This is a genomic window from Pseudomonadota bacterium (assembly GCA_026388315.1).
Taxonomy (GTDB): Bacteria; Desulfobacterota; Syntrophorhabdia; order Syntrophorhabdales; family Syntrophorhabdaceae; genus MWEV01.
In genome coordinates this window covers 1-12,015 of record JAPLKA010000057.1, presented here as the reverse complement: position 1 = coordinate 12,015, position 12,015 = coordinate 1, and the positions used below count along the sequence as shown (strand labels likewise).

Annotated in this window: 11 protein-coding genes and 1 pseudogene; 9 read left to right on the top strand and 3 right to left on the bottom strand. The window is 45.5% G+C overall.

Going from position 1 to position 12,015, the window contains the following annotated elements; translation table 11 throughout:
- The 9 genes and pseudogenes from NTX75_08920 to NTX75_08880 all read left to right on the top strand — a co-directional run.
- Positions 1-220, top strand: a 220-nt coding sequence (locus NTX75_08920) for a hypothetical protein (GenBank protein ID MCX5816344.1), incomplete at its 5' end; no start/stop codon positions are given.
- A gap of 274 nt (positions 221-494) precedes the next feature.
- A complete protein-coding gene (locus NTX75_08915) occupies positions 495-1,607 on the top strand; it encodes a hypothetical protein (protein ID MCX5816343.1) in 1,113 nt (370 codons plus the stop codon).
- 105 nt (positions 1,608-1,712) lie between these two features.
- Positions 1,713-2,681, top strand: a complete 969-nt coding sequence (locus NTX75_08910) for an HNH endonuclease (GenBank protein ID MCX5816342.1) — start codon at positions 1,713-1,715, stop codon at positions 2,679-2,681.
- 73 nt (positions 2,682-2,754) lie between these two features.
- Positions 2,755-3,729: a hypothetical protein gene (locus NTX75_08905; protein MCX5816341.1), complete on the top strand. Its 975-nt coding sequence runs from the start codon at positions 2,755-2,757 to the stop codon at positions 3,727-3,729.
- A 1,158-nt stretch (positions 3,730-4,887) separates the two neighbouring features.
- A pseudogene (locus tag NTX75_08900) lies at positions 4,888-5,340 on the top strand (pyridoxamine 5'-phosphate oxidase family protein).
- A gap of 16 nt (positions 5,341-5,356) precedes the next feature.
- The gene (locus NTX75_08895; GenBank protein MCX5816340.1) at positions 5,357-5,986 is read left to right on the top strand and encodes a DJ-1/PfpI family protein; all 630 of its coding nucleotides are present in this window, start codon (positions 5,357-5,359) and stop codon (positions 5,984-5,986) included.
- Positions 5,987-6,265: 279 nt separating this feature from the next.
- On the top strand, positions 6,266-6,817 hold the full coding sequence (locus NTX75_08890; protein MCX5816339.1) for a cysteine hydrolase family protein: 552 nt from the start codon (positions 6,266-6,268) through the stop codon (positions 6,815-6,817).
- Positions 6,818-6,905: 88 nt separating this feature from the next.
- Entirely contained in the window at positions 6,906-7,628 is a 723-nt protein-coding gene (locus tag NTX75_08885) for a 4Fe-4S dicluster domain-containing protein (protein MCX5816338.1), read from the top strand.
- A gap of 247 nt (positions 7,629-7,875) precedes the next feature.
- Positions 7,876-9,171, top strand: a complete 1,296-nt coding sequence (locus NTX75_08880) for a nucleoside transporter (protein MCX5816337.1) — start codon at positions 7,876-7,878, stop codon at positions 9,169-9,171.
- Between the two features lie 4 nt (positions 9,172-9,175).
- On the opposite strand, the gene NTX75_08875 is transcribed toward NTX75_08880, so the two are convergent.
- From NTX75_08875 to NTX75_08865, 3 genes are all read right to left on the bottom strand, one after another.
- Positions 9,176-9,910 carry a DUF4197 domain-containing protein gene (locus tag NTX75_08875; GenBank protein MCX5816336.1) on the bottom strand — a complete coding sequence of 245 codons (735 nt, stop codon included), beginning with the start codon at positions 9,908-9,910 and terminating at the stop codon, positions 9,176-9,178.
- A gap of 48 nt (positions 9,911-9,958) precedes the next feature.
- Positions 9,959-10,672 carry a protein-L-isoaspartate(D-aspartate) O-methyltransferase gene (locus NTX75_08870; GenBank protein MCX5816335.1) on the bottom strand — a complete coding sequence of 238 codons (714 nt, stop codon included), beginning with the start codon at positions 10,670-10,672 and terminating at the stop codon, positions 9,959-9,961.
- A gap of 190 nt (positions 10,673-10,862) precedes the next feature.
- Positions 10,863-12,015: response regulator (locus NTX75_08865; protein ID MCX5816334.1), on the bottom strand; the 1,153-nt coding region annotated here is incomplete at its 5' end.

Here is a 12,015-nt window from a genome sequence, read left to right as displayed (position 1 = left end):
TGACCTGGTCTTCGAACATGAAAATTGGCCTAAGCGCGGCCTGGCCGCAGGCCCATTTCAGCCTATCGGCAGGGTACCCAAAAAATGCTCGAAGTCGCGACTCGCAAAAAGTTCTTCCGGCCAGTTACGAGGAAGCCCAGATGTTGTTCAATCCAACTATCCGGTATTGTTGTATAAGAATATTGGTCTCTTAACAAAAAAAGCCAGGAAACTCCAGTAATTTTCACTTGAACCCTCGACCCCTTGAACCCTATTTCACGTCACTAATTACGGAATGCAAGGAGGCATTCAACAGCCCCAGGGGGAAAATTTAGCTTGCAAATTATATAAGATTGCAGGAGAATTAAGAAAGTGTCAAACAGTTTCCAACTTTTCAAAGGACATCCCGTCCCTTTGTTCCCTCCTGCAAAACTTGACTCAGCCGGGATTATACAGAAATTTTTCTGTAAACTTAATTGTTATGAGTTTAATATAATAAGGGGAAAGGACTTCTTTTGAGAAATCCGTCAAATCCAAAATTACTTCTTATTGTTAAACAATTCTGTGAGGAGGCCAATCATCTTTCTTTACTCGGTGATGACTTTTCATCAATGAAGGCAGTCCTTTATATGGACTTTGCCGTGGAACAAATGCTCAATGTAATTACTTTAGATTACAGTTCTTCCTCAGAAATTGATTCAAAAATGGGCCGCGATAACGTCAACTGGAATATCCTTTGGCAAAACGCTGTGACAAGCATAAAAAATGAGGAAACAATTGATCTAAAGAATATCCCGTACTTCAAGGATCTTAAATCTCTTCACGAAATTCGTAATCTTGTGCAACATAGAGGACATATTCCAAGCGCTAATGATGTCTCTCGTTATCTTGCCTCTGCAAAAAGAATGGTCTCTGAGTGCTTTGAAAAATGTTATGGGTTCAACGTCAATGATTTTAGGCTGATAAATACTATTAGAAACCCGCACCTTCGCTGTATACTTGAGGACAGCGAAAAAGCGCTATCTCTATGCGTTCCCGTTATTTCCTTGGCCGGGTCTATAATAGCGTTCAGAAAAGTTGTTGCTGCTATTCACGATATGCACGAAGGTTTTACACCTGACTTCAACCATGTAGAGAAGATTATTGCCGCACGTGTTTCGTCATTCAAATCCAGGATCAACAATCAGCCTACAGTAGCCGAATTAAGCCACTTGTTGGGAGGTGTGGCATCTGCACTAAATCGTGAAATTCAGTCGCTCCGTGTTGATCTTGAGGTTGCCAACTTAGGCTTGTCGATGGCTGATACAACAAGATTTCGAAGAATGATCGACAGCTTGGGAGTACATGAGGGTGATGATGATAGTTTGGAGATTGTGGTTTTAGATGAAACTTTAAATTACGCGGAATATGCAAAATTTGCTTTGAATTATTTATCATCACTTATCCTTTTGTCGCAGGAGGTATACCCAGAAGCAATTGACAATATAACTGTTTTACTTCCTTTGCACAAACAAAGCATATGGAAAGAAAGGGTGCAAGATTCTCAATGCCATGAACGCAGCAGCAGAGACTCTCGCGCTAACTACGTAAAAGAATCGGATCCAATGAGCGAACGGGAACATAGGTAACAGATTATTCTGGGTACATAGGTAACACTTTTGTATTAATTCAGCCATAGAGCGGCCTCGTAGCTGACCCAGGCGGTGGGCGGCAGCAAGACCTAGGGGGATGTTATGAGCGAGCGTGCATTCAGACTACCGGAAAGCTACAAGGCGGAGGAAATTACGCGCGGCATGGTTCGGGCATTCCTGCATGACCGAGGCTTTATAGTGAAGAGCGACGACCGAGAGCGCCAAGGCCAGACAGTCGTTGCCATATCTCCCGAAGGTAACCAACTAACGATGCGCGTCCGTTTGTGTTGGCGTCGTGAAAGCGGCAGCCGAGACTCGGAGCGCATCCAGACATATTCAGCTGCACAATTGCTGGCGAAGATCAAGAATGGTGACTGGATTGGAAACTTGGAGAACAAGGTTAGCAGGGAGAGTTCTCGTGGTGTGACACACATGCTTTTCGTGCAGCGCGACAACGAAGACATTAAGTACGCTGCTTTGGTCCCGCTTTCCGCCTTGGTCCCTATATGGATTGCACAACGCGACATTAGCACACGCCTTATTCAAACCGGCAAGCTCGGCCGCAGGAAAAAAAATCACGCGATGAACGGACATAGCCCTACACTCTGGCTTCAGGATGATCGCGGCGGCAAAGAAGTAGCGGATGCTCTTTGGGGTTATCCCGGCGTAGCAAATCTTACCGAGTTACCGCGTTTAGGTCAGCGCTCGTTCCTACCTGAGGAAGTCCCCGAGTCGTCCTCATACTCTGAAGGATCGTGTCGTCGCGTTTTAGTGAACGCTTATGAGCGAGACGAAAACGCCCGTCGTAAGTGTATCGAACACTACGGCCCCACGTGTTGCATTTGTGGGTTTGACTTTGGTGATGTTTACGGAGAGGAAGCAAGGGGCTACATCCACGTTCACCATCTTAGGCCACTTTCCGAGGTGGGCGGTGAGTACATCGTGGATCCGGTTGAGGACCTAAGAGCAGTGTGTCCAAATTGCCATGCGGTATTACATCTGGGCGGGCAGTGGCGTCTGATTGATGAAGTCCGGCTTCTTCTGGGCCAGAAAAAGCGCCCAGCAACTTGATGCAGCCGACTCCTTACAGTCGCTGCTGGTCCAGGCGTTAGGCATGTAACAGTTTTCATGGAGGATGGTCTAAATGAAAAATATCACTTTGTTAAAGTTTAGAACTATTAGTGAATATGAGGGATTTCGTGATTTATCTTATGAACAGCTAACATCGTTTAGTACGATTATAATAAATTTACAACAATACCAATATTCTTCCGTAAGAGTTTGTTATCGAGGTGTTAGTTATGATTACTTATCAAGTAGATTGACGAAAAATGGATCTGATATTTTGGAAAGCGAGTTACTGAAGAGACTGTTTTATTTTGGGGATAAGTCAAAACACTACTTTCATGAAAATAGCAGGCTTCATACATCAAAATATCTTAAAAATATAAACGATATTAGCGAGTCATCTAATAATGAAATATTTTCTAAGCTTAAAAAGCTATCATCATCAAAAAATCCTACAATCATAGATTTTATCAATGACAATAAGTCCTTCTTTGATTTTTTCAACAATCCTGCAAATAAGCCCACATTTGTAAAAGCAATAAGCGATTTCGGTACTGAATTAAGGGATTACTACTTAAAAATCCTACATGCTGCTGGCAATATTGGCATTAGTGATAAATCAACACTTATATCAACATCAAGAAGTTATAAAGTAGCTCATCAATTTGCACAAGGTGATCGTGGCTATATCATCATATATATAGCGAGAGGCAAGTCTCGTACAAAAGATAAAAATCGAAATAATTCTTTTGCTATTGGACTTCCTTATTTAAATAAGCATAACAGCATTTTTCCAGAGCAAGAAGAGGTAACTCTTAGGGGAGCATTGTTTGCACATGACATGTTGGGTGTAATTCATCCAAAGGATCAAATTTTAACTGTAAATCCTCACTTTTTTTCTGATTCAAATATTGGAATCGATCTATCAAAACATTCATTGACGATTGATCAATCCAACTTTAATGAGGATTTAAAGCAACTGACATCATACACAAGATGGTTGTGCACCTATAATTATGATGAATTTTATCACGGTGGTGAAAATGCCTAATCGGGTAAAGGACAGCCTTTAACCGTCCCTCCCCACACCACCACGCATGCGGGTCCGCACGTGGCGGTTCGTAGAAGTCATCGGGCCGTAGCCGGATAGTGAATCCCAATCCACAATGTGCGTATGGAAACAAGCCCCTGATCCTGTATATATTCTTCTGACAAACCGCAGTTGGTCGCAAATGTCTTGGCAAGATACCAATAGTCCATTCTGTTTATGCCCGTCAGTATCACCTGATGCCTCGGAGACCCAAGCTTTATGAGTTGGCAAGGGTCGATTGGGGTCGGACCAAACCCTTTAAAAGCAGTGTTGAGTTTTGAGTGTTAAGTTTTGAGTTGAAAAAACCCAAATGCGGTGGGCTTAAAGTGCTGTTTTTTTGGGCAGTTTTTAACAAAGCGGTACGATGTGGACAGCCTTATGAACAAATTAGTAAACTACGATCGGTCTCCCTATTATGTATCGGAAAGTTTTTCTGACACTGTGTCAGAAACTTTTCAAATCTCCGTAAAGTCAATAATGACGCTGGGAATCCCATTCTTTGAGATTGCCACGGGCTAAAGCCCTCGCAATGACAGATAAGGGTGAGGTTGCTCACGATGACAGGTAAAGGGGAGGCCCGGAGACCGGAGAACCAATTTATAAAGATCCGCGAAACCGTTTCGCGGATTGTAGAAATCTCTGGAAAGTCAATACTGGCGATGCTTCGCACGATTTCACTTCTTAACCCAAATATGTCGTTAGGAAGGTGTCGGGGTATCCCGGAGCAAACCGTCGAGAGGCGAGGAAGCTTGGTCTTTTGCATAAGCAAAAGTTCCGAAGCCGAACGCGAGCGATTGAAGCCGCCGGAGCGGAATGAGCGTGTTTGAGAGGGATGGTCCGACACCCATGATGATTCTAATGATAAATCCGGGTTTAAACTATCTCCTAAGATTCGGACAGCTATCCGGCAGGGAAATCTCCCCGTCTCATAGTGATATCTATTTGCTGTATTTTTTCCTTGTAACACGGTAACCCCTATGAGAAAATGAGCAAACTGATAGATTCAGGAGGCTGCGATATATGCCAAAACATGCAGTGAATATACTTGCGGAGGCGTTAGAATTGCCGCCAAAAAAAAGGGCTCTGGTTGACCCTGGCGTTGGCTGGAGAAAATGAAGAATGCGTCGTAGCGACAGAGAAATAACAGACAGGAAAGATATTGACGGCATCATTAAACGTAGCCGGGTTTGTCATCTTGCAATGTGTGACGAGAGTCAGCCTTATGTTGTTCCTCTCATTTTCGGTTATGATGGCTGTTTCCTCTACTTTCATACCGCGCGTGAAGGAAGAAAAATTGACATTATCAAGAAGAACAATCGTGTATGTTTCGAGTTTGACATCCTTCATGATATCATCACGTCGGAACAAGCTTGCAGTTAGGGAGCAAAATACGAAAGTGTCATCGGATCAGGTACAGCCGAGATATTAGATACTTTAGAAGCCAAGAACGATGCGCTTGAATGGATCATGCGTCAGTACGGAAGTGATACCCGGGATTTCACAGAAAAAATGCTAAACAAGACCTTGGTTCTTCGTGTAAAAATACTCGAAATCAGCGGTAAAGTTCTATGATAGGCAAAGGACTGAAATGAATTTTGGTATTCTTGTTTTCCCGGATGTCGAAGAACTGGATTTTGTTGGTCCATGGGAAATTGTCGGCATGTGGAGCAAGTTCGCTGACGGACCTGAGCACCGCTTCATTGTGGCCCAGTCACTTGAGTCGGTCACCTGTGCGAAGGGTCTCTCCGTTAACCCCCATGTATCCTTCGAGCAGTGTCCTCAACTGGATTTCCTTCTTGTGCCTGGTGGCCAGGGAACCCGACAGGAGGTGGACAACCCGGTGCTTATTCGCTTTCTTTCTGAGCAGGCGAGAGGGTGCAAGGCCATACTCTCGGTGTGCACCGGGGCTTTCCTTCTGCACAAAGCCGGCTTGCTATCCGGGAAAAAGGCCACTACCCATTGGAACTCCCTTGACCGTTTGAAGGCCCTTGGGGACGTTATGGTGGTTGAAGAGCGTTTTGTGTGTGATGGAAACATTTGGACATCGGCGGGGGTGTCTGCCGGTATCGATCTCATGCTCGCCTTTATCGCGGAGGCAGCCGGTGAGGAGACTGCGGGGAAGGTGCAGTTTGCTGCCGAGTACTACCCGTCAGCAAAGCGGTACGGTGCCTCACATGAAAGCCCCATGTCACCTCATTACTTGAAGGAGACAGTTTAACGACTTGGTGCACCCAATCACCCATACTACGGGCTCTGGTTGAGCTTTTCGCTATGCCCTTTAACCCAAATATGTCGTTAGGAAGGTGTCGGAGTATCCCGGAACAAACCGTCGAGAGGCGAGGAAGCTTGGTCTTTTGCGTATGCAAAAGTTCCGAAGCCGAACGCGAGCGATTGAAGCCGCTGGAGCGGAATGAGCGTGTTTGAGAGGGATGGTCCGACACCCATATGATTCTAATGATAAATCCGGGTTTAATACTAAAATTGAAAAGGAGTTAATATGAACAGATGTCTTGTTTTGGTTGATTTGCAGAACGATTATTTCCCCGGTGGCAAAATGGAACTTATCGGCATTGAAGATGCTGCAGAAAATGCTCTGCTTCTCTTAACCGAATTCAGAAAGACAAAATCACCTATCATCCATATTCAGCACATTTCAACTCAACCAGGTGCGACGTTTTTCATACCTGAAACTGACGGGGCAAAAATAAATCAATTGGCAACTCCCCAAGAGGGTGAAGCAGTTGTCGTTAAAAATTATCCAAATAGTTTTCGCGATACATCCTTATTGGAAATCCTAAGGAATGTGCACATTGACGATCTCGTAATCTGTGGCGCTATGAGCCACATGTGCATAGACGCAACTACCCGTGCGGCCTTTGACTTGGGTTTCAATTGTGTTGTTGCCGAGGATGCTTGCGCGACAATGGACTTGTTTTTTAAAAACAAAGTTATAAAAGCATCAGAGGTTCATGCATCCTTTATGGCTGCATTATCTTTTCCTTATGCCAAAGTAGTTCCAACAAAAGAAATCATCGAAAGCAGCGCATAACAATCGCGTAGACTCTGACGCGGCAAGGCCACGCTGGTAAGCTTTGTCGTTATATGCTATTAGGAATTGCGAAACAAGGAGGTATCAGTTGCCACTTCTTTCTACTGTTTTCCCTTTCTGGCTGACTGAGTGGATGGACGCACAGAAGATTGTCCTCTGGGGTGTGGCGGACCTTCGGGATTTTCCCACGCCTCAGGATGAAACAGGACATGGTTTTCCTTTCGCCCTTTCGTGGGCTATACCGATGAACCCTCAAATTATGGTTAGTATCCAGAATGGCCCTAACCAAAGATACGTTGATGAGTATGCCAGAGTAAATAACCACATCAATGAAATATCAGAAACGTTAGCAACCAAAATCAGAGCCATAGGTTTTCGAGCAAAGCCGCTGGGGGCTTCGGATCGTACCGATACACTTAATATCAAAGGAGACTTTCCTCACAAAACTGCAGCCACCCGAGCAGGGTTAGGGTGGGTGGGCCGTCATTGTCAGCTTATCACGCGCGAGTTTGGACCATGGATTCGCCTGGGCACCGTTTTTACCGATATAGAACTCCCTTGTGGGCCGCCGACAGAGCGCAACTTTTGCGGCCGCTGTACGCGCTGTGTAGAAGCCTGCCCTGCAAAAGCATTGAAAGGTAACTCATGGTATCCGGGATTGCCGCGTGAAGAGATATTGGATGTTTGGGCATGTGATCAATGGAAAAAGGAACACTACTTTCAGTATCACAGTGGGCATACCTGCGGAATTTGCTCAGCAGTCTGTCCCCATGGATTAAGAGTGCTAAAGAGAGCGCCTGACAAACGATGACACCGGAGGTACGCGACTAAACTTGCATATAACAATCAAAGGGAGTAATTGGGGTCGGACCAAACCCTTACTCCTTAATCCATCAATCCTTAATCCAATTTCAGGGCTTAAAGTGCTGTTTTTTTGGGGGCAATTTGTAACTTAAATTCCGTAATGTCCTGCCTTGAACCCTGTTTTTTATTGTCAACTCCCCCATTACCTGCTATCTTAATTTTAGCAATCACCTTGCGGAGGTTAATGGCGGCCCATGGGAATTTATAACTTCATATCCTGTCTCGGCATCTTTGCCATGATGGGCTTCCTGTGCCTGTTTTCAAAGAGCAGGAGGCATATCAGCCCGAAGGTTGTTATCTGGGGAGTGCTCCTTCAGGTTGCATTCGCCCTCTTCATATTCCTCGTCCCTGTGGGGACAAAATTATTTCTCTTTTTGAACGACCTTGCCATGAACATCATCGACAATTCATTCGATGGTGTAAAATTTTTGTTTGGAATACTCGCAATACCTCCCGGAAAGGAGGGTTCACTCGGTTTTATCCTTGCATTTCAGGCGCTTCCATCAATTATATTCTTTGCTGCTTTAATGGAGCTGCTTTACTACTTAGGAATAATGGAAAAAATAATCGGTGTTTTTGCAAAAATATTTGCAAAAGTCATGGGTATCAGCGGCGCTGAGGCGCTCTGTGCTTCGGCACAAATCTTTCTCGGCATAGAATCAAACCTCACCGTAAGGCCTTATTTAAAAGAAATGACCCGGTCTGAATTGATGGTGGTGCTCACGACAGGCATGGCCACGATCGCATCGAGTGTACTCGGTATGTATGTAATTATCCTTTCCAGCAGCTTTCCGACTGTAGCAGGTCACCTTATTTCCGCCTCAATACTGCTTGCGCCTGCAGCGATATTAACGAGCAAGATAATCTTCCCTGAAACGGATAAGCCTCTCACTCTCGGCAGGGTGGTAAAGGTGGAATATCAAAAGGCTTCAAATGCAATAGAGGCAATAATAAACGGGTCAATGGCCGGTGTAAGAATGGTGGTGGCCATAGGGGCTTTGCTCATAGCATTCATCGGCCTCATCTCCCTCGTCGATTCGGGTCTCATGTATATTGGAAAGTTTACCGGTTCCATATTCAAGGCGAATATCGACCTTTCACTCACCAATATACTGAAATACATCTTCTATCCTTTCACCCTCGCCATGGGTGTCCCATACGAAGACGCCCCGCTCATAGCAAAGATAATCGGCGAAAGGATCATTGCAACAGAGGTAAAATCCTATCAGGACCTCGCCATTCTTATTAAAGAAAAAAGGATTCTTTACGACAGAAGCATTGTGATTGCCACCTACGCCCTCTGCGGGTTTGCCCACATCCCATCACTGGCAATTTTCATTGGAGGCACATCAAGCATCGTCCCCGAAAGAACAAAAGACATCTCCATTCTCGGCTTATGGGCGCTCTTTGCAGCAAACATCGCCTGTTTCATAACCGGTGCAGTTGCAGGTATTTTTTATACAGGCGGGGGTAACATCCTCATAAAATAGGGTCTTATTTCCCGAATGTCTTCTTGAGAAGATCGGTTACCCTTGCTGCCGGGTCTGTTCTAATCTTCTTTTCTTCCTGACCCACCATATAAAAGAGTCCATCCAGGGCTTTATTCGTCACATACTGGTCGAGATCGAGGGATTCCAGACTGGCAAAAGGAACTGCAGATGTATATTTTCCGGTCATTTCCTTGTATGACCGCGTAACCCCCACATCGTTCATACTTTTTGAAACAACAGGCTTGAATTCATTAAAAAGTTTGCCGGATGTTTTCGATTTAAAATAGTCGGTAGCGGCTGTATCACCCCCGCTAAGTATCTTCCTCGCATCATCGAAAGACATTTGTTTGATAGCATCAACAAAATATGCCTTCGCCTTCGGGGCAGCCTTTTCGGCGGCACGGTTCATACTGAGAATAAAATTATCTACCTGTTTCTGATAACCCAGCTTTCCAAGCACACCCGCCATAGTCTGAATGTTGTCGGGTAACAGGATTCTAATCATCTGATTCTTGTAATATCCGTCCAGTTTTGAGGTAGAAACCACAGCATTGCCTGTACCTATTGAAAGGGCCTCCTTGAGACCGGATACGATTGTGCTGTCATCCTGACCGGCGCCGGGCAGGTTAACCCCCGCAGGGAGCTTAACACCTTTCAACATATCATCCAGCGGGCCGGCATAGCAAAGAGCTACCATACCAAACAAAAAAATAGCTGATAATAAAGATGTTTTTTTCATATTCACCTCGATAAGTTATGTATCACTACCGTCTTTCACGAAATGGGTTTATCTTTTCTGCTCTTCTCCTGTCATGGGGACAAAAATCACGCCACCCAGCTTCCTTACGATGTTTTTCCCATTTTCTTTATTCACGAGTGTCAGGTTCTGGTGAAAAACAGTGCTGCCAACAGGCATAATAAGCCGTCCCCCTTCCTTCAACTGTGCAAGGAGCGGCGGCGGAACATGATCCCCTGAGGCAGTGACCATAATAACATCAAAAGGCGCATATTCCTTCCAACCAAAAAAACCATCCCCGTGCTTTACTGTTATATTTTTATACCCCAACCGTTTAAGTCTTTCTCTTGCCTGGTCGGCCAGTTTCTTCTTTATCTCTATTGTATATACCTCTCTTACAATCTCGCCGAGGATTGCAGCCTGGTAGCCTGAACCTGTCCCTATCTCAAGCACCTTTTCATCCCCTTTGAGGGCCACTGCCTCTGTCATGAGGGCTACAATATACGGCTGCGATATGGTCTGCCCTTCGCCTATCGGCAGAGGATGGTCGTTGTAGGCCTTATTTATCTGTGCTTCATCAACGAAGAGATGCCTTTGCACCTTCAACATGGCGTCAAGAACCTTCTTATCCTTTATACCGCGCGCCTTGATATCCTTCTCCACCATCTCCTGTCTTTTCTTCTCAAACGTGTCGGCAGAGACAGATGGAAATGTTATGGCTATGCACAAAAGACAACTTATTGATATTGCAGTTAAATACTTCATCATCCTAACCATTATTCGTCTAAAATCAGTCGTTAGTCGTTAGTGAATAGTGAATAGCGGAAAAGACCGTAATTCGTGATTCGTAAAACATTCTTCCCTTTCACCTTACCCCTTGACCCTTTCCCTCTTCTCTTCACTATTCACTAACGACTATTCACTGCCTTTATCACTATTCACTGCCTTTATCCCTTCAGTCTAACATCTCCCTGATCTTGCTGGATAGTTTTCCAAGATGAAAGGGCTTCTGGATAAACCCGTTGCATCCGCGGTCCATAATCTCCTGCGCCTGTCCGTTGATGCTGTATCCGCTGGAAAGAAGCACCTTGGCATCGGGATTGATCTCGCGAAGACGATCGAAGGTCTCTCCCCCCGATATTCCCGGTATGATCATGTCCAGAATGACCAGATCGATTTCGTTTCTTTTCTCCATGTAAACAGCAACCGCCTCCTGACCACTCCCGGCCGTATAGACCCGGTACCCCATGGACTCCAGCAGTTCCTTGCTTACTTCCAGAACCATCTTTTCATCATCCACCAGCAGGATTGTCTCTGTGCCTCTTGCGATTGTCGCGGTTGCCGTCTTTTCCTTCTCCACTTCCTTCTTTGAAGCCGGCAGATAGATATTGAATGTCGTCCCATGACCGGGTTCGCTGTACACATTGATCATGCCCTTGTGACCCTTGATGATCCCGTAGACCATCGCCAGCCCCAGGCCGGTACCTCTTCCCATTTCTTTTGTGGTGAAAAAGGGATCAAAGATCCGCTCCTTTGTCTTCTCGTCCATCCCTGTGCCGGTGTCGGTTATGGATATTTTGATATAGTTCCCAGGCTTGACGGCATAGGGAAACGCCTGTTTATCATCCACAAGAACGTTCTCTGTCTCCAGATAGAGCTCCCCGCCCCCCGGCATGGCCTGCCAGGCATTCACATACAGATTCACGAACAACTGCTCCATCTGCCCCCGGTCAACCTCCACGGTAAAGAGATCTTTCCCGTATTTCCGATGGATGGAGATTTCCTTTTTGGTTCTCCCGAACATGGAAGAGCTCTTTTCAAGAATGTCGTTCATATCGGCGGGCTTCACCTCATACCTTCCCCCGCGGGCAAACCCCAGCAGTTGCCTTGTTAAATCCGCCCCGCTTTGCACCTGTTCCTCAATCCTTTTGAGCCGCTCATAATTGGGATGGGATGAATCAAGATTCATTAACGACAGGGAAGCGTAGCCCTGAATCCCCATGAGCAGATTGTTGAAGTCATGCGCAATGCCGCCCGCCAGTGTCCCGATGGATTCCATCTTGTCTGCATGCTGCAACCGCGCCTCCAGTTTACGCTTTTCCTCCTCC